The 19,391-nt window shown below is 53.3% G+C and carries 16 protein-coding genes; 8 read left to right on the plus strand and 8 right to left on the minus strand.

Features of this window, described 5'->3' with window-relative positions; all coding sequences use genetic code 11:
* Positions 1-72 precede the first annotated feature (72 nt).
* The gene (gene ppsA, locus JG725_RS04250) at positions 73-2,454 is read right to left on the minus strand and encodes a phosphoenolpyruvate synthase (protein ID WP_199376753.1); all 2,382 of its coding nucleotides are present in this window, start codon (positions 2,452-2,454) and stop codon (positions 73-75) included.
* Between the two features lie 293 nt (positions 2,455-2,747).
* Here ppsA and JG725_RS04255 point away from each other — a divergent pair, with 293 nt between their 5' ends.
* Positions 2,748-3,569 carry a pyruvate, water dikinase regulatory protein gene (locus tag JG725_RS04255; RefSeq protein WP_172289256.1) on the plus strand — a complete coding sequence of 274 codons (822 nt, stop codon included), beginning with the start codon at positions 2,748-2,750 and terminating at the stop codon, positions 3,567-3,569.
* A 280-nt stretch (positions 3,570-3,849) separates the two neighbouring features.
* Positions 3,850-5,661, plus strand: coding sequence for an alpha-glucosidase (locus tag JG725_RS04260; protein ID WP_370541587.1), 1,812 nt, complete (start codon positions 3,850-3,852; stop codon positions 5,659-5,661).
* 96 nt (positions 5,662-5,757) lie between these two features.
* On the opposite strand, the gene JG725_RS04265 is transcribed toward JG725_RS04260, so the two are convergent.
* Complete coding sequence (locus JG725_RS04265; protein ID WP_199376755.1) at positions 5,758-6,471, minus strand: GntR family transcriptional regulator; 714 nt, start codon at positions 6,469-6,471, stop codon at positions 5,758-5,760.
* 305 nt (positions 6,472-6,776) lie between these two features.
* Here JG725_RS04265 and JG725_RS04270 point away from each other — a divergent pair, with 305 nt between their 5' ends.
* The 6 genes from JG725_RS04270 to JG725_RS04295 all read left to right on the plus strand — a co-directional run bounded on the left by JG725_RS04270 (position 6,777) and on the right by JG725_RS04295 (position 13,571).
* Positions 6,777-8,360: an alpha-glucoside-specific PTS transporter subunit IIBC gene (locus JG725_RS04270; RefSeq protein WP_199376757.1), complete on the plus strand. Its 1,584-nt coding sequence runs from the start codon at positions 6,777-6,779 to the stop codon at positions 8,358-8,360.
* Positions 8,357-9,679, plus strand: a complete 1,323-nt coding sequence (locus tag JG725_RS04275; RefSeq protein ID WP_172289253.1) for a 6-phospho-alpha-glucosidase — start codon at positions 8,357-8,359, stop codon at positions 9,677-9,679. The genes JG725_RS04270 and JG725_RS04275 overlap by 4 nt, the downstream gene beginning before the upstream one ends.
* Before the next feature lie 233 nt (positions 9,680-9,912).
* A complete protein-coding gene (locus JG725_RS04280) occupies positions 9,913-10,965 on the plus strand; it encodes a hemin-degrading factor (RefSeq protein ID WP_199376758.1) in 1,053 nt (350 codons plus the stop codon).
* The gene (locus tag JG725_RS04285; protein WP_172289251.1) at positions 10,962-11,780 is read left to right on the plus strand and encodes a hemin ABC transporter substrate-binding protein; all 819 of its coding nucleotides are present in this window, start codon (positions 10,962-10,964) and stop codon (positions 11,778-11,780) included. Before JG725_RS04280 ends, JG725_RS04285 begins: the two co-directional genes overlap by 4 nt.
* Positions 11,777-12,781 carry an iron ABC transporter permease gene (locus tag JG725_RS04290; protein ID WP_199376760.1) on the plus strand — a complete coding sequence of 335 codons (1,005 nt, stop codon included), beginning with the start codon at positions 11,777-11,779 and terminating at the stop codon, positions 12,779-12,781. The genes JG725_RS04285 and JG725_RS04290 overlap by 4 nt, the downstream gene beginning before the upstream one ends.
* The gene (locus tag JG725_RS04295; RefSeq protein WP_199376762.1) at positions 12,774-13,571 is read left to right on the plus strand and encodes a heme ABC transporter ATP-binding protein; all 798 of its coding nucleotides are present in this window, start codon (positions 12,774-12,776) and stop codon (positions 13,569-13,571) included. The genes JG725_RS04290 and JG725_RS04295 overlap by 8 nt, the downstream gene beginning before the upstream one ends.
* Before the next feature lie 6 nt (positions 13,572-13,577).
* Here JG725_RS04295 and JG725_RS04300 read toward each other — a convergent pair whose 3' ends face one another.
* The 6 genes from JG725_RS04300 to btuC form a co-directional block, all read right to left on the minus strand.
* Positions 13,578-15,029 carry a YdiU family protein gene (locus JG725_RS04300; protein WP_199376764.1) on the minus strand — a complete coding sequence of 484 codons (1,452 nt, stop codon included), beginning with the start codon at positions 15,027-15,029 and terminating at the stop codon, positions 13,578-13,580.
* Between the two features lie 138 nt (positions 15,030-15,167).
* Positions 15,168-15,947 (minus strand): EAL domain-containing protein, encoded by a 780-nt coding sequence (locus JG725_RS04305; RefSeq protein WP_330527462.1) that lies wholly within the window; start codon positions 15,945-15,947, stop codon positions 15,168-15,170.
* A gap of 422 nt (positions 15,948-16,369) precedes the next feature.
* Positions 16,370-16,840 (minus strand): C40 family peptidase, encoded by a 471-nt coding sequence (locus tag JG725_RS04310; RefSeq protein ID WP_172289247.1) that lies wholly within the window; start codon positions 16,838-16,840, stop codon positions 16,370-16,372.
* A 132-nt stretch (positions 16,841-16,972) separates the two neighbouring features.
* Positions 16,973-17,749: a vitamin B12 ABC transporter ATP-binding protein BtuD gene (gene btuD / locus JG725_RS04315; protein WP_199376767.1), complete on the minus strand. Its 777-nt coding sequence runs from the start codon at positions 17,747-17,749 to the stop codon at positions 16,973-16,975.
* Positions 17,750-18,301, minus strand: a complete 552-nt coding sequence (locus JG725_RS04320; protein ID WP_199376769.1) for a glutathione peroxidase — start codon at positions 18,299-18,301, stop codon at positions 17,750-17,752.
* A gap of 62 nt (positions 18,302-18,363) precedes the next feature.
* Positions 18,364-19,365: a vitamin B12 ABC transporter permease BtuC gene (gene btuC / locus JG725_RS04325; protein WP_199376770.1), complete on the minus strand. Its 1,002-nt coding sequence runs from the start codon at positions 19,363-19,365 to the stop codon at positions 18,364-18,366.
* Positions 19,366-19,391: the final 26 nt, after the last annotated feature.

Consider the following 19,391-nt stretch of genomic DNA (forward strand, 5'->3'; position numbering starts at 1 on the left):
AAACCCGCCTTCTCTGAGAGCGGGTTTGAGCGTGATGCCCCTGGCACAAAGGCTGGGAGGGGCATCACTCAATTACTTCTGGTGTTCAGCCAAATTCAACCAGGTCTGCACCACGGTATCCGGGTTCAGGGACAGGCTATCAATGCCCTGTTCCATCAACCAGATGGCGAAGTCTTCATGATCCGACGGCCCCTGACCGCAGATGCCGACATATTTACCCTGTTTTTTAGCGGCGTTAATCGCCATTGACAGCAATGCCTTCACCGCATCATTACGTTCGTCAAACAGCGCGGACACCACGCCTGAATCGCGATCCAGCCCCAACGCTAATTGCGTCATGTCGTTTGAACCGATGGAGAAGCCGTCAAAATGTTGCAGAAACGCGTCCGCCAGCAGCGCATTGGACGGAATTTCGCACATCATAATGATTTTCAGCCCGTCCTCGCCACGGCGTAACCCCTGGCGAGCCAGCTCTTCAATCACGGCTTCCGCCTGCTCAACCGTGCGCACGAACGGGATCATGATCTCCAGGTTCTTCAGCCCCATATCGTTTCGTACCCGTTTAACCGCATCGCACTCCAGCGCAAAGCAGTCTTTAAAATCCGGGGAGACGTAACGGCCCGCGCCGCGGAAGCCCAGCATCGGGTTCTCTTCTTCCGGCTCATAGCGTTCGCCGCCCACCAGATTCGCATACTCGTTGGATTTAAAGTCGGATAAACGCACGATCACCCGTTTCGGCGAGAACGCCGCCGCCAGCGTGGCAATGCCTTCCGTCAACCGGCCGACATAAAACTCCACCGGATCGTCATAACCGTTCATCAGCGCTTTGATTTCGCGTTGCAGCTCGGGCGATTGTTGATCAAATTCCAGTAATGCGCGTGGATGCACGCCAATCATCCGGTTGATGATGAACTCCAGACGCGCCAGCCCGACGCCTTCGTTCGGTAAACAGGCGAAATCAAAGGCCCGATCGGGGTTGCCGACGTTCATCATGATTTTCAGCGGTAAATCCGGCATTTCATCGATTTGTGAGCTTTTGACGGTGAAATCGAGCAGATCCTGATAGACATAGCCGGTGTCCCCTTCGGCACAGGACACGGTCACTTTCTGCCCGTTATGCAGATGTTCGGTGGCGTCTCCGCAGCCGACGACCGCCGGGATCCCCAGCTCACGGGCAATGATGGCCGCATGACAGGTACGCCCGCCGCGGTTGGTTACGATGGCCGCCGCTTTTTTCATGATCGGCTCCCAGTCGGGGTCGGTCATGTCCGTAACCAGCACATCGCCCGCATTGATGAGATGCATTTCGCCGATGTCATGAATCACCTTGACCTCGCCGGCGCCGATACGATGGCCGATGGCGCGCCCCTCAACCAGCACGTTGCCGCCGGAGGGCAAATGATAGCGCTCCATCACCTGGCCATTGGATCGAACCGTTTCCGGGCGCGCCTGAACGATATACAGCTCGCCGTTGTGACCATCCTTCGCCCATTCGATATCCATCGGCCGGCCGTAGTGCCGCTCGATCAGCAACGCCTGGCGCGCCAGCGCCTGCACTTCGTCATCCGTCAGGCTGAAACGGCTACGCTGCTGCTCGGGAACATCTTCAATCCTCACCTGCTTGCCATGCTCCCGGCTGTCGGCATAAACCATGCGGATTTTCTTCGACCCCATATTGCGGCGAACAATGGCCGGCTTGTTGTTGAGCAATGTGGGCTTATGCACATAAAACTCATCCGGGTTAACCGCCCCTTGCACCACCATCTCCCCTAAACCGTAGGCGGAGGTGATAAATACCACCTGATCAAATCCGGACTCCGTATCAATGGTAAACATTACCCCCGCGGCGGCCAGATCGGAACGCACCATCCGCTGCACGCCGGCCGACAGCGCGACGCCGCGATGGTCGTATCCCTGATGCACGCGGTAGGAAATGGCGCGATCGTTAAACAGGGAGGCAAAGACGTGCTTCACGGCGATCATCACCGCTTCGATGCCCTGTACATTCAGGAAAGTCTCCTGCTGCCCGGCGAACGAGGCGTCCGGCATATCTTCCGCCGTTGCGGAAGAACGCACGGCAAACGAGGCTTCTTTTTCACCGTCGGCCAATTGCCGGTACGCATCACGAAGCGCATTCTCAAGTTCAGGCTGGAATGGCGTATCAATAATCCACTGACGGATCTGCGTACCGGCTTTCGCCAATTGACTCACATCATCAATATCGGTGTTATCCAGCAACGTATAGATGCGCTGATTGATTCCGCTTTGATTAAGAAAATCATTAAACGCCTGTGCCGTTGTCGCAAAACCATTGGGAACGGCGACGCCGAGTTCTGAAAGGTTGGTAATCATCTCACCCAGAGAGGCATTTTTGCCGCCCACCCGCTCAACGTCGTGCATTCCGAGTTGGTTATACCAGAGGACATTACGCAAATCAGGGCCGTTATTGGACATCGGAAATAATCCTTTCTGCATACAATTAGGGTTTGAAAGCGTTTGATTGAGAATTTGTCTCAACTTAATCAGGGTAGCATAGCGTTTTATAAATCAGGGACAGGTGAATCGATCAACCTATAAAAAAAACTAATTTAATCGCCAATAATTGATTAACACGATAAAAATGCAATAGTGTAAAAGAATGTTATTTTTATCATTGAAATGATGAAATATCGTTTCAATAAAAGTATTTAAAAATGTAACTTTGGTGAAGTAGTGCTTTATTGTAGAAAACACCATAAGGGGTTCAGGTGGAAAGAAGCGTATTTTATGTCTCAGACGGTACGGCGATTACGGCAGAAGTGCTCGGCCATGCGGTGCTGTCACAATTTCCGGTGAATACCGTGAGTTATACTTTACCTTTCGTTGAAAGTGAAACTCGGGCCAAAGCCGTTCGTGAACAAATTAATCAGTCATACCGGCAGAGTGGTTTACGCCCGCTGGTATTTTATTCGATTGTTACCCCTACCGTGCGTGACATTATTATCAGCAGCGAGGGATTTTGTCAGGACATCGTGCAAGCGCTGGTCGCGCCGTTACAAAAAGAACTGAATATCGCCCCCACCCATGTGGCAAACCGAACTCATGGTCTGACCGCCAATAATCTGGGTAAATATGAGGCGCGCATCGCCGCCATCGACTATACGTTGGCGCATGACGACGGTATTTCATTGCGTAATCTCGATCAGGCCCAGGTCATTTTGCTCGGTGTATCACGCTGCGGTAAAACGCCGACCAGCCTTTATCTGGCGATGCAATTCGGTATTCGGGCCGCCAATTATCCTTTTATCGCCGATGATATGGATAATCTACGTCTGCCCGACGCGCTGAAACCTTTCCAGCACAAGCTGTTCGGCCTGACCATCGATGCTGAGCGGCTGGCGGCGATCCGTGAAGAGCGCAGAGGCAATAGCCGTTACGCGTCTCTGCGCCAGTGCCGTATGGAAATCAGCGAAGTCGAAGCCCTGTTTCGCAAACATCAGATTAAATACATCAATACCACCAATTATTCTGTAGAAGAAATTTCCGCCAAAATCATCGATATTCTTGGTATGAGTCGCCGTATGTATTAATACGGAAAATACAGTCGATATGACTTTAAATTTATTACGGCAAGGAGGCCGTTAAATAATAAACCTGCTAATAATGATTTTTATTTTTTAACATCAGTTTTAATTATTAATCTTATGACTACTTTGCCATCACGGAATTACAATAGTTATTGAGAATAAAAATTACATTTGCAATTATAAGTTGACCGTAACTGATTGCGCTGTAAGACTTCCCCGCAGCCAATATTCGGCTAATTTCGATAGAAAATAATTCTATATCATAACTAATTATGAGTAATATATGACTATGGTTAAAAGACGTTTAAATATTAGTATCGCATTACTGGCGGGGTTAACTTTTTCTGGATTATGCAGTGCGCAGCCGCAGAATAATGCAGATGATGACTCGTCAGTCATCGCGATTAATGATGGCGTATCCGCTCGCCCGGCCTGGTGGAAAGAGGCCGTATTTTATCAGGTTTATCCACGCTCGTTTAAAGACAGCAATGGCGATGGTATCGGCGATCTTAAAGGGATTACCGAAAAGCTGGATTATTTAAAAGATCTTGGTATCAACGCTATCTGGATTAATCCCCATTACGACTCTCCCAATGTGGATAATGGTTACGATATTCGTGACTATCGCAAGATAATGAAAGAATACGGAAATATGGAGGATTTCGATCGCCTTATTTCTGAAATGAAAAAACGCGATATGCGCCTCATGATTGATGTTGTGGTCAATCACTCCAGCGCTGAGCACCATTGGTTCCAGGAAAGCAGAAAATCGAAAGATAATCCTTATCGTGACTATTATATCTGGCGCGACGGTAAGGACGGCAATCCGCCCAATAATTATCCCTCCTTTTTTGGCGGTTCCGCCTGGCAGAAAGATAACGCGACGAATCAATACTATCTGCATTACTTCGGTATTCAACAACCCGATCTGAACTGGGATAATCCCAAAGTGCGTGAAGATATCTACGACATGCTGCGCTTCTGGGTTAATAAAGGGGTGTCTGGTCTGCGGATGGATACCGTCGCCACGTTCTCGAAAAATCCGGCTTTTCCCGACCTCACTCCCGAGCAACGGGCAAACTTCGCCTACACCTACACTCAGGGGCCTAATCTTCACCGTTATATTCAGGAAATGCATCAGAAGGTGCTGGCAAAAAATGATCTGGTTTCCGCCGGCGAAATTTTCGGCGTGCCGATTGAAGAAGCCGCGCCGTTTATTGACCAGCGTCGTAAGGAACTCGATATGGCTTTTTCCTTCGATCTGATCCGTCTCGACCGCTCGGTTGAGGAAAGATGGCGGCACCATGACTGGACATTGTCTCAGTTCCGGCAGATAAACAATCGGCTGGTGGACATGGCCGGGGAATACGGCTGGAATACTTTCTTTCTCGGCAACCATGACAACCCGCGCGCCGTCTCACACTTTGGCGACGATCGTCCGCAGTGGCGCGCCCTTTCAGCCAAAGCGCTGGCGACGTTGGTATTAACCCAGCGCGCTACTCCGTTTATCTTTCAGGGGGAGGAATTGGCGATGACCAACTATCCTTTCCAAAATATCGACGAGTTTGATGATATTGAAGTGAAAGGCTTCTGGCAGGACTTTGTTGAAACCGGGAAAGCGAAGCCGGATGAGTTTCTGGAGAATGTGAAACAGACCAGCCGCGATAATAGCCGTACGCCGTTCCAGTGGAGCAATAGCAAGAATGCCGGCTTCACCGATGGCACGCCGTGGTTCCGCATTAACCCCAACTACAAAGAGATTAACGCCGCCGATCAAGCCAAAGATCCGGATTCCGTGTATAACTTCTATCGTCAGTTGATTGCCATCAGACATGCGACCCCGGCACTGACCTATGGCGCTTTTCAGGATCTCGATCCCGCCAATAATGATGTCTATGCCTACACCCGCATTCTTAACGGCGACAAATATCTGATCGTGGTGAACTTCAAGGAGCAGCCGATCGACTATGCGCTGCCCGCTGAGTTGTCGATCAAAAAAGCCGTAGTGGAGAGCGGCATGAAAGACGCCGTGCAGCCAAATGCAACCAAACTTGAACTGCAACCGTGGCAGGCGGGCATTTACCAGCTTAATTAATCCGCCATCCTGACGGTATTAAGCTTAAATCCCGAGCCGGCTAGCCTGATGGGCTAGCCGGCTTGCGTTTGCGGCCAAGCCGTCGTTTCCCTCGCCTCACAGGGCAAGTTTGTTGCGCTGCATATAAAAGTTCACCTGATAGTTATTCACGTTACAAAGCATGATGGAAAAATCAAGGTAAGCCCCTTCGACGGATTGCGTTAATGAGGTCATTTGCAATAGCGGCGAACCGTCCTTTACGCGCAACAGCCTGGCAGCGGACGCATCCGCCAGCACCGGGGAAAAGGTTTCATAACAGCCGGCAATCACGATGTGCTTTTCATCTTCGATGTAAGCGAACTTAGAGCCTTGTAAATGCTTGATCGATAACTCGGGGAAGGGCTTCACCGGCAGGTAGCTGTCTTCAACCATCAGCGGTTTTTCATCAATAAAACGCACCCGCCGGGAAAAATAGATTTTCTCATCGACCCGCAAACGCAGTTGACTGGCGATGGAAGGCGGCGCCGGGATAATGCGAAAATCCACCACTTCATTCTGGGCGGTTCGCCCGATGCGGCGCATATGCTCGGCAAAACTGTTCAACGCCCGGCTCTCATGCTGGAAGTCTTTTTGCTGGATATACGTACCGCTGCCATGACGGCGCTGCAATAAACCGTCCTTTACCAGGATCTCAATGGCCTTACGGATCGTCATCCGTGAAACACTGAACTGCGCCGCCAGCGCCTTTTCCGCCGGAATGGCGTCTCCCGCGCTAAACTCAACTGAATTTATCCGCGAACGGAGCTGTTCCGCGATAGATTTGTAGATCACTTTTAGACCTCTATTCCGCCTGTTTGGCCTTTATGCTGCCCGTATCCATTTCTAAATCACTATTTTTATCATAGCGTTAGATTGAAACCTTTTCTTCTGCACCCTTTCCCGCCGCCAGAGATCTGCAACAAAGCAAAAAAGCAGACCACTCAGGCTATCACCAATTCATGACCCGGCTCACAAATCTCTGGTTAATTTGCGACTCGCCGATGCGAATATTCATATTCTCAACGCACAGGAAACGAATTCCTATTTACAGAAAAAAATAATATCACCCTATGTAAATTACAATGAAGGACAATACCATGCTAAGTCAAATCCAACGATTTGGTGGAGCGATGTTTACTCCTGTTTTATTATTCCCCTTCGCCGGTATTATCGTCGGCATTGCCATTGTGTTGAGCAATCCGATGTTTGTCGGCGAATTAGCCAACCCGGACAGTCTATTTTTTCAGATCGTTTATGTTATTGAAGAAGGCGGATGGACGATATTCCGTAATATGCCGCTGATATTCGCCGTCAGCCTGCCCATCGGCCTTGCCGATCGGGCGCCGGCCAGAGCCTGCCTGGCCTCGCTGGTATCTTACCTCACCTTCAATTATCTGATTCAGGCGATGGCGACGCAATGGGGCGGCTATTTTAATGTTGATTTCAGCGTTGAGGTCGGCGGCGTCAGCGGATTAACCACGATTGCCGGAATAAAAACGCTGGACACCAGTATTATTGGCGCTATTGCTATTTCCGGTCTGATAACGGCGATTCATAATCGTTTTTACGAGAAAATATTACCGGTTTATCTCGGTATATTTCAGGGAACGGCTTATGTAACGATGATTAGCTTCCTTATTATGATCCCCGCCGCTTGGTTAACCCTGCTTATTTGGCCGAAAATTCAAATGGGAATTTCGTCATTGCAAGACTTAATGCTGGCGTCTGGCGCGTTAGGGGTCTGGGTATATACCTTTTTAGAACGCATTCTGATCCCGACCGGCCTGCACCATTTTATCTACGGACCGTTTATCTTCGGCCCGGCGGCGGTGGAGAACGGGATTCAGATCAGCTGGATTGAGCATATCCAGGCCTTCAGCCAATCCACGCTTCCGTTGAAAGAGCTGTTTCCCGTGGGAGGATTCGCCCTGCACGGAAATTCAAAAATATTCGGCGCTATCGGTATCGCCGCTGCCATCTATTCGACCGCCAGCGCGGAGAATAAGTCCAAGATCGCCGGCCTGCTTATTCCAGCCGCGTTAACCTCGGCGTTGGTGGGGATCTCCGAACCGCTGGAGTTTACCTTTCTATTTATCGCCCCATTCCTGTTTGCCATTCACGCCATTCTGGCCGCGACCATGGCTACGATAATGTACATGATGGGCATCGTCGGCAATATGGGGGGCGGACTGATTGAAATCGTCACCCAAAACTGGCTGCCGATGTTTCATCACCATGCGATGAACATGGTGCTCCAGATCGGCATCGGCGTCGCGTTTTCGTTCCTCTACTTTCTCATCTTCCGCAGCGTGATTCTGCGTTTCAACATCAAAACGCCGGGCCGCGAAGACAGCGAAGTCAAACTTTACTACAAAGCGGATCTACGTAATAAGCAGGCCAATCAAGCGGTTGTTCAACTTCAACAAGCGCAGGCTTACCTGGATGCGCTGGGCGGAACGGCCAATATCGTCACCCTGGCCAATTGCGCCACACGCTTACGCATCACCCTTGCCGATCCCGCGCTGATGCAGCCTGATGAGGTATTCCGCCAGCTCGGCGCGCACGGCGTCGTGCGTAACAGTAACGCTATTCAAATTATCGTCGGCCTGTCGGTTCCGCAGGTTCGCGATCGTCTGGAAAATCTGATGCAACATTCACGTCTTACGGAGGTTCACTCATGAAAAAATTCTCAATCGTTATCGCCGGCGGCGGCAGCACCTTTACCCCGGGTATCGTCCTTATGCTGCTACAGAATCAGGATCGCTTTCCTATCGGCAGCTTGAAATTTTATGACAATGACGGCGCAAGACAGGAAACCATCGCCGAAGCCTGCAAGATCCTGCTCAAGGAGCAAGCGCCGGATATCGCGTTCAGCTACACCACCGATCCGCAAGAAGCTTTTAGCGATGTGGATTTCGTAATGGCGCATATTCGCGTCGGGAAATACCCCATGCGCGAGCTGGATGAAAAAATCCCGTTGCGTCACGGCGTGGTCGGTCAGGAAACCTGCGGCCCGGGCGGGATTGCCTACGGTATGCGCTCCATCGGCGGCGTGCTGGAACTGGTGGATTATATGGAAAAATATTCGCCGCAGGCCTGGATGTTGAACTATTCAAACCCGGCGGCGATTGTGGCGGAAGCGACGCGAAAACTGCGCCCGCAGGCCAAGATCCTCAATATCTGCGATATGCCGATCGGCATCGAGGGACGGATGGCGGAAATCATCGGTCTGAAATCGCGTAAGGAGATGAAAGTCCGTTACTACGGGCTGAACCACTTTGGCTGGTGGACTTCCATTCAGGATAAAGACGGCAACGAACTGCTGCCGAAAATACGCGAACACGTGGCGAAATATGGCTATATTCCGCAAACCAGCGACACCAACATTGAGCCGAGCTGGAATGATACCTTTGCCAAGGCGAAAGATGTTTGCGCCCTCGATCCGCAAACGCTGCCAAACACCTACCTGAAATACTATTTTTTCCCCGACTATGTGGTGGCGCATTCCAACCCCGAATATACCCGCGCCAATGAGGTGATGGCCGGTCGTGAAAAACATGTTTTCGGCGCCTGTAATGCGATTATCAACGCCCGTTCCGGCGCGGCGGGCGATCTTGAAATTGACGAACACGCCTCCTATATCGTCGATTTGGCCCGGGCCATCGCCTTTAATACCCAGGAAAGGATGCTGCTGATCGTGGAGAACAACGGGGCGATCAATAATTTTGATGACGATGCGATGGTGGAAATTCCCTGCCTGGTCGGCAGTAACGGGCCGGAACCGTTGCAGGTGGGCGCTATCCCCACCTTCCAGAAAGGCTTGATGAGCCAGCAGGTGGCGGTGGAAAAACTGGTGGTAGAGGCCTGGGAGGAACACTCTTATCAAAAACTGTGGCAGGCCATCAGCCTGTCGAAAACCGTACCGAGCGCCAGCGTAGCCAAGGCGATTCTGGATGACTTGATTGAGGCCAACCGCGACTACTGGCCGGAACTGAACTAATCACCCCGCCCCTCTCTGGTCACGGTCGATTGATCAGAGAGGGGCTTGCTTTTCACTACCGGCGCGTGCGCATCTCTCCCTAACCGTCCGGCCTTCCCCTCCGATCCTGTGGTTATCATTCATTCCCGGCGGATTAAGAAAACTTCACTTGATGTAACTTTTTTGTTACATGAAAATGATTCTCATTCATTTCCGGCTATGCTGTGATTAATACCAAAGATAAGGAAGTAAGAATGCAGACGTCGATTTACCAACAATACCTGCAAGCCAAGATTGCGCACCCACGTAAATATGCCCGCGATCTGGCGGCCCAGCTCGGCATCAGCGAGGCGGAATTAACTCACGCCCGCGTCGGGCACGATGCTCAGCGTCTACAGGGCGATGCCAAAGCCTGGCTCGGCGCGCTGGAGCAGGTGGGGAATACCAAATCGATTACGCGTAACCACTACGCCGTACATGAACATGTCGGCTACTATCGAAATCAGCATCTTGACGGTCACGCCGGCCTGATCCTTAATCCGCGCGAGCTGGATCTGCGCCTGTTTCTGCACCAATGGGCGTCGGCTTTCGCGCTGCGGGAAGTCACGCCGCGCGGAGAGCGTCACAGCATTCAGTTTTTTGATCGCCAGGGCGACGCCATCCTTAAAGTCTATACGACCGACACAACCGATATGCCGGCCTGGCAGCAGTTCATCGAGAAATTTGTCAGCGCTGAAAATCCGGCGCTGGCAATTGACGTTCTTCCCGCCAACCCCGCCGTCACGCCATCGGCGGAGCCTAACCCGCAATTTGAAGCGGAATGGCGGGCGATGACCGATGTACACCAATTCTTCATTCTGCTAAAACGCTATAATCTGACCCGCCAACAGGCTTTTCGCGCCGTCAGCGACGACCTGGCTTATCAGGTTGATAACGGCGCATTATCACAGATCCTGTTCGCCGCCAGAGAAGAGCAGAATGAAATCATGGTATTTGTTGGCAACCGTGGCTGCGTGCAGATTTTTACCGGTAAAATCGAACGCGTGGAACGCATGGAGCAGCATGCCGAATGGATCAACATTTTCAATCAGGATTTCACGCTGCATTTGATTGAAAATTCGATTGCCGAGAGCTGGATTACCCGCAAACCGACCGCCGACGGCATCGTGACCAGTCTGGAATTATACGCCGCGGACGGTACGCAGATTGCGCAGTTATTTGGGCAGCGTACCGAAGGCACGCCTGAACAACAGCAGTGGCGCGAGCAGATCGGCGCGCTGAAACCGCTTAAGGATCTTGCCGCATGAAAAACTGGTTAATACCGTTATTGATGGCGCTGCCGTTCAGCGTTTCAGCCGAGGAACGCATTGTGTCCATTGGCGGCGATGTGACGGAAATCATCTATGCGCTCGGCGCCGAAAAAGATCTGGTCGCCAGAGACAGCACCAGCCTGCATCCTGACGCCGCCACGGCGTTACCCGACGTTGGCTACATGCGTCAGCTCAACGCCGAAGGCATCCTGGCCATGAAACCCTCACTGGTCATTGCCAGCGAACTGGCCCAACCGTCTCTGGTATTAAAGCAGGTGGCGGACAGCGGAACCAAAGTGATTCACGTTCCGGCCAAACCGGCGGTGGAAACGGTGCCGCAAAAAATCAGCGTGATTTCCCAGGCCCTGCATAAAGAGGCCGAAGGCAAGAAGCTGACCGAGGCTTATCAACAACAAATCGCCAACGTCGCCCAAACGCCTCTGCCGGTTAAGGCGCTCTTTGTTCTCAGCCACGGCGGCATGACCGCCATGGCCGCCGGACAGAATACCCCTGCCGATACCATCATCCGGCGCGTTGGGTTAACCAACGCCATGCAGGGCATCGAACGTTATCAGCCCTTATCGCAGGAAGGCGTGGTAGCCAGCGCGCCGGATTTGGTGCTGATCTCCAGCCAGGGGTTAAAAAGCTTGGGCGGCGAAGAACAGATATGGAAATTACCGGGCCTGGCGCTGACGCCGGCAGGTAAAGCGCGTCGGCTGCTGGTCGTTGACGACATGGCCATGCTCGGCTTTACGCTGGAGACGCCGGCGCTGATGGCGACGCTGCGCCAGGTCGCAGAAAAAATACAATGACGCAACGGTTCAATCCCCGCTATTTACTGGCGGGTTTGCTGGCGCTAATGCTGATACTGGTGGTGTGCGCGGCGAATATGGGCGCGCTCGCCCTGTCGTTCAAGACACTGTGGCAGACGCCGCTTGACGACCCGCTATGGCATATCTGGCTGAATATTCGTCTTCCCCGGGTGTTGCTGGCCGTGTTGGTCGGCGGCGCGTTAGCCTGTTCAGGCGCCATCATGCAGGGATTATTCCGCAATCCGCTGGCCGATCCCGGTCTGCTGGGGATCAGCGGCGGCGCGGCGCTTGCCATGGCGTTGAGCATTATTCTGCCGCTCAGCCTTCCGCCGCTGTTGGCGCTTTACAGCCCGATGTTCGCGGCTTTTGCCGGCAGCCTGACGATTACCGCCATCATTTTCATCCTTAGCCGCAGCGAACAAGGCGGATTGACCCGGCTGTTGCTGGCGGGGATTGCGCTTAACGCTCTGTGCGGCGCGGCGGTCGGCGTGCTGACCTATATCAGTAACGACCAGCAACTGCGCCAACTTTCGCTGTGGGGCATGGGAAGTTTGGGACAGGCGCAGTGGCCGATGCTGTTGGTGGCGGCCACGCTGGCGCTTCCCGCCATCGTGATAACCCTGTTTCATACCCGCCGCTTAAACCTGCTACAGCTGGGCGATGAAGAAGCGCATTATCTTGGGGTTAACGTTAAACGAACCAAGTACACGCTGTTGCTATTAAGCTCGCTGCTGGTGGGCGTCGCCGTCGCGGTCAGCGGCGTTATCGGCTTTATCGGGCTGGTTATTCCGCATCTGATACGCTTGCATCTGGGCGCCGATCACCGCTGGCTTATTCCCGGTTCGATACTCGGCGGCGCCTGCCTGCTGGTGGTGGCGGATACGCTGGCCCGCACGGTGTTATCGCCGGCGGAAATGCCCGTCGGGCTGTTAACCAGCCTGATTGGCGGGCCTTACTTCTTATGGCTGATCGTGCAGCATAAAGGACGCGGCAATGAATAACCTCGTTCCGGATAACGCGCTGGTGGCGCGTAATCTCCATTTCCACACCGCCGGACGATGCCTGACTGACGATATTTCGCTGGAAATCAACTGCGGTGAGATCGTGGCCATTATCGGGCCGAATGGCGCAGGTAAATCCACGCTGCTGCGCTTATTGACCGGCTATCTGACGCCCGATCGGGGCGAATGCCGGTTAGCCGGTAAGCCATTTGCACAGTGGAACCCTACCGCGCTGGCGAAAACCCGTGCGGTGATGCGCCAGCACAGCGGCATGGCCTTCGCATTCAGCGTACAGGAGGTGGTCGCTATGGGGCGTTCACCCTATAGCCGCGATCGGCGGAATGATGAGGTCATCCGCCGGGTAATGGAGCAAACCGGCTGCTTAACGTTAGCCAATCGCGATTACCGCCAGCTCTCCGGCGGCGAACAGCAGCGCGTGCAGCTGGCGCGGGTACTGGCTCAGCTCTGGCACCCGCAGCCGACGCTGGGCTGGCTGTTTCAGGATGAACCGACGTCGGCGCTGGATCTCTATCATCAGCAGCACCTGCTGCGGCTGTTGAAGCAGTTGACCCAACAGCAGCCGCTGGCGGTATGCTGCGTACTGCACGATCTCAATCTCGCCGCCCTCTATGCCGATCGGATTTTACTGCTGCACGACGGCAAACTGGTGGCGCAAGGCACGCCGGCTCAGGTGCTGCAAGCAGAGATCCTGACCCGCTGGTATCAGGCCGACCTGAACGTCAGCCCGCACCCCGAATACCCGATCCCACAGGTTTACCTGCGCCAGTAGCCGGATTCAACTGGAACAGGATATCTCAAGATGTTTGCCCCACTCTGGCGGTAATGCCGCCAGGTCGTCCATCTCAGGACGATCCTCATAGGGTTGACACAGCGCCTGGTGTAATCGGGTCAGCACGCTGATATCGTCTTTTTCCGCCTGCGCAATCGCGTTCTGCGCCAGATAGTTGCGCAGAATAAACCTCGGGTTGGCCGCTTTCATTCGCCGCTGGCGTTCGGCGTCGCCCCGCTCTTCCTGCATCAGCCGCTGGCGATAACCGCTAAACCAGTGGTCGAAAGCGGGACGATCGATAAACTCATCGCGCAACGGCGACTGCGCGCTGTGCTGCTCGCTCTGCGCCAACAGGCGAAAAGTACGGGTATAGTCGCTTCGTTCCTGCTGCATCAGACGCAGTAAACCCTGAAGAATAGCGTTATCCGTCGCCTGCGCGCTGAACAGCCCGAGTTTCGCGCGCATCAGTTCGCCATATTTCTGCATCAGCGCCGGTTCATAACGGGCCAACGCCGTTTCCAGCTCGTCGGCGCTCATCAGCCCCGATAGCGACTGCGCCAGGCGATGCAGATTCCATAAACCAACCGCGGGTTGATTATCGAAAGCATAGCGTCCCTGATGGTCGGAGTGGTTGCAGATATAATCCGGCTGATAGTCATCCAAAAACCCGTAAGGGCCATAATCGATGGTCAAACCGAGAATCGACATATTATCGGTATTCATCACGCCATGGGCAAAACCGACCGCCTGCCACTGCGCCATCAGTCGCGCGGTGCGCTCCACCACGTCACCGAACCATAAGGCATAGCGCTGGCCGTCATCCTGCCACTGCGGCCAGTGGCGGGCGATAACGAAATCCGCCAGTTGACGGACTTTTTCGCCTTCGCGACGATAATAGAAATGTTCAAAGTGGCCGAAGCGTACATGGCTCTCCGCCATCCGCAGCAGCATCGCTCCCGGTTCTTCCCGCTCGCGCTGTATGGTTTGATCGCTGGTGACAATGGTTAGGGCGCGTGTCGTCGGAATGCCCAGATGATGCATCGCTTCAGAAGCCAGAAACTCACGGATAACCGAGCGCAATACCGCACGGCCGTCTCCCATCCGGGAATACGGGGTCAGGCCGGCGCCTTTCAGGTGCCAGTCCATGCTGCGGCCGTCCGCCAGTTGCTGTTCACCCAGCAGAATACCGCGTCCGTCGCCCAGTTGCCCGGCCCACATGCCAAACTGATGACCGCTGTAAACCTGCGCCAGCGGCGCCATGCCGGGCAATAATCGTTCGCCGCGCCAGACCGCTTCATGCTCGCGGGTAAACCACTCAGGCGATAGCCCGAGCTCATCCGCCAGTCCGGTACTGTGATACAGCAGACGCGCGCCCTGAAGCGGCGTAGGATGCAGTGCGGTATAAAACCCCGGCAGCTGTTGAAAATAGTGATTAACGAACGATAGTGTCTGCGGCATGTTCTCTCCCTTTACCGGAAAGTGTAGAGCGGTAAGCCGGGAATTAACACGGAGTAAGTCTGTGGTTATTATTTATCCAGCGCACCGGCTGGCAAACTAAGCCGAATTGAAAAGAAATTCGCGAACGAAAAAAAGGGCTTATGAGAAAAAATCAGCCTGCGTTTTTAGTTCATCAAAGTGAACCGCCGGCCAAAGATTTCCCTGCACCGCGTCGATATCCAGCAGTCTGGCCTTGTTGAGATACTCAGGCGTGTCGATACCTTTGGCGATAATTCTTACCCCTTGATAATGGTTTTTAATGACTCGCAATAACGGTTCCATGATCAAGGTATTCGCCGATCGGGATAATAAATGCCCGACAAAATTCGGATCCATTTTCACCGTATTAAGCAGCCCATCATGCAGCGGTTGCAGATTAATTTTCCCCGAACCAAAATTATCCAGCCACAGATCAAACCATTCACTCAGTTTTAAAAGGCGGGCATCTCTTTTACCCCGAGATAAATTCGGGAATAGCTCATTAATCTCTAACTGAATGAACGGCATGGTTTTAATCTCGTCGCACACGCTTTTCGAACCTACCAGGAAATCGGCTATTTCATGGTCAACCTTTAGCACCAGCAACGTGTTGTTCTGCGTAAACCAGTCGGCGCTGTTTTTTATAAAACCGAGTTGTTCTTTAACAAAATCATGTTTTTGCGATTTTTTCAGCATATTAATCAGAATATCTGGCGGTATACTCAGGTTCCCCGACAGGCTATTAAATCGGCTGATCATTTCTACCGCCAATAGCCTGCCTTCCAGGCTATACATAGGCCAGAAAACATAATCATTTACATAATCCACTTCCAGACGAATACGCATAAAGCCGTTATAGCCTATAAAAATACTCTCTAATTTATAGACTAAAAAATGCATCTTTCACACCGAGGGCAGATTTCAAACTAAAGTTTCTGTTTGTTAACGGCGCCGGTTCGCCGGCCGCGCTTCCATTTGCCGCCCTTCACCACCGCTGATAGGCATCACGCCTGCCCTGAAATCGACGCTCTGATTAATAAAATAGATGAACGGCGAAAAAGTCATACTTGACGTTATCAAGAAGATAGTTGGACTTATATTTTATCAACTTGCATTTTTTCATTAAGCCTATTTTTTTATTATTTTGTATCTACTTTTCGTTGGATATGCGCCCTGAAGTGAAAAAATAATCCACTTATCAATAGCCGTTGTCGTGATGTTTATAATTGGAAAATACTGTGATTGCCCTGATAAAAAATAGAATAGCAATATATTCCTGTATCACTGCGCCACCATGCCAACGAGCTAAATAATAAAAACCATCAGATACGCCGCGCTTGCCAGTATGCCCGCTTCCAATAGACATTTTCCAGTGACGATCGAATAACGCCCTGGCTGGTGGAGGCATGGATAAACTGATCGTCTTTATCATAGATGCCGACATGCAGCCCGTTGCCGCCGCTGCCGGTTTTGAAAAACACCAGATCGCCGGGCAACAGGTTGTCGCGATCCACCCGTTCACCCAATTCGGTTTGATCCTCGGTGGTACGCGGCAACTGCAAGCCGAACCGATCGCGGAACGTCAAATAAACAAAACCGGAACAGTCAATACCGTTTCGATCTAATCCGCCGTAGCGATAAGGGGTGCGATACCATTGACTAAGCTGATCGTGAAGCTCCGCCACCACCATGATCGAATCACTCAGGCGCGCATTGGGCGGCGGGTTGTTGTGGCTGCTGCATCCCGCCATGATCAGGCTTGCCAATACCAGCCAGAGTCGTAAACGTATCATGCTTGTTACCTGAGAAATCTGCCGGATCGCGCCTGCGCTCGGCAGAGGTTATCTATCAGAATGATATTTCTATTTAATTTAGCGTTGAAAGGGCATAACTGGCAAGTAAAGCCGGTTTCTGCTGATTTTCGCTCAGGCGCGACCCGCTATCACCCAGAAGCGGCCATCCACCATAAGGCGCTGGAAATCGACGCCAAACACCGGCGACAGCGTTTCCGGCGTCATTACCTCAGTGGCGTCGCCCTGCGCGACCAGTCGTCCGGCGGACATCAGCCAGATGCTGTCGGCATGGTGCAAACTGTGGTTTAGATCGTGGGCGCAGACAATCACGCTTAGCCCCGCCTGACGCAGCATATGCAGCAGTTCGTCCAACGCGGCCTGCTGCGCGACATCCAGACTGTTGGCGGGTTCATCCAGCAGCAGCAGCCGTCCGTTAGGATTCGCCGCCGGCCAAATCTGCAATAGCGCGGCGACCAGCCTGACGCGCTGCCACTCGCCGCCGGAAAGCCGGGTTAACGAACGCGTCAGTTTATCCGTCAGCATCAGGCGGGCGGCCAGAAAACCCACCGCCTCATCGACAACCGCCTCATCGGCCGTGGGAGGCTGGTGCAAACGCAAATATTGAAACACCGGCATCATCGATGACGGAGGCTGTTGCTGGGCGAGATAGGCCCGCCGCAGCGCCAGATCCGGCGCGGACCAGTCCGACAGCGACTTACCGCACAGATAAACGCTCCCCTCGCCGGCCAGCATGCCCGCGACTCGGGCAAGCAAGGTGCTTTTCCCTGCGCCGTTCGGGCCAATAATATGCAGCAGTTGACCCGCGCGGCACTCGACATCAACCGGAGACAGGCGGGAGGAAACGCCGGCCTGCCTCAGTTGCAGCAAGGGCGTGGATTGCGCAGCCAATTACTTTGCCAGCGCCGCTTCAATGGCATCGGTAATCGTCGCGTCGTCGGGGGCCAGATCCGGGGCAAAACGCTGAATTACGCTGCCATCGCGGGCGATCAGGAATTTTTCAAAGTTCCAGAGGATATCTTCCGGATTCGCCGGCTTGCGGCCTTTATTGACTAAGCGAGCGTAAAACCCGCTCAGCAACGAGTTGGTCGCTTTAGGCTGTTCGCGGATCAATAGCTGGTACAGCGGATGTCGTCCGGCGCCGTTAACGTCGATTTTGCTGAACATCGGAAACTGAACGCCAAATGTCGTCCGGCAAAACGCCTGAATTTCTTCATCGCTACCCGGCTCCTGTCCGGCAAATTCATTCGATGGAAACCCCAGCACGACAAATCCCTGGTCACGATAGGTTTCGTAGATTTTCTCCAATGCGTCGTATTGCTTGGTCAAGCCGCACTTTGAAGCCACATTGACAATTAACGCCACCTTGCCCTGATAGGATTCAAGCGTCGTCTGTTGTCCGTCAATGGTTTTCAGTGGAATGGCGTAGATTTCATTACTCATCGTCTTAATCCTTTTTATTCTGTCAGATAGGGGCCGTCGGCCATTGCTGGCTGTGCGGTGAGCTAAATCCTGTTACGTAACAACAACCAGATAAACCATGGCGCTCCCAGCGTAGCGGTAACGACGCCAATCGGCAACTCGGCGGAAACCAGCGCCACCCGCGCCACGGTGTCGGCCAGCATAAGAATCGAACCGCCGGCCAGCGCGCAGCCGGTTAATAAATAACGCTGATCGGTTAACCCGCACAGCCGCAACATATGCGGAATAATTAATCCGACGAACCCAATCACCCCCGCCAGCGCCACGCTCACGCCGACCAGCGCGCCGATAACCAGCACCAGCACGTTGCGCCAATAGTAAACCGATACCCCCAGTTGGCGCGCCTGTATCTCACCCAGCGCCAGCCCGTTCAGCACCGTCCCCCGGCGGCTCAGCCATAGGATCAAGGGCAGCAGCGCCAGCATCAGCCAGCCCTGCCGCCAGTCGATCCCGCTGAACCCGCCCATCATCCAGTACATTAGCTGCCGCAAATCCAGACTGGTGCTGAAGTAGACCGCCCAGGTCATCATCGCGCTACAGATAATTCCCAGCGAAACGCCAATCAGCAGCAGACGGGCATTGGATACTTGTCTACGGGCAAAACGCAGCAGCAGAAAGGTGATCAGCAGCGCACCGGCGATAGCGCTGAGGCTTAATACCCATATCGGCAGCATACCTTGTCCCAGCAGGACGGTAAGCACCAGCGCCACCCCCGCGCCGTTGGCGACGCCCAGTAATCCCGGTTCCGCCAGCGGGTTATCGAATATCGCCTGCATCACCGCGCCGGACATCGCCAGACTCGCGCCCACCAGCATCACGGCCAACGTTCTGGGCAAGCGCAACTGCCAGATAAAGATGCGCTGTGCGTCATCCAGCCAGTATAACGGCCAAATCCAGCGGTCGCCGGCGCACAGGCCGATCGTCAGCGTAAATAATGTCAGAAGAAACAGCAGGATTAATCGCCGACGATCGTCAGTGCGCTGCTGTCGTTTTAACTGGGTATACCCCGGATTCAATGGCTGCATAGTCCATCCGCGACAAAGGAAAAGCG

Origin of the sequence: Brenneria sp. L3-3C-1, from assembly GCF_016456245.1 — a bacterium.
Lineage (GTDB): Bacteria > Pseudomonadota > Gammaproteobacteria > Enterobacterales > Enterobacteriaceae > Brenneria.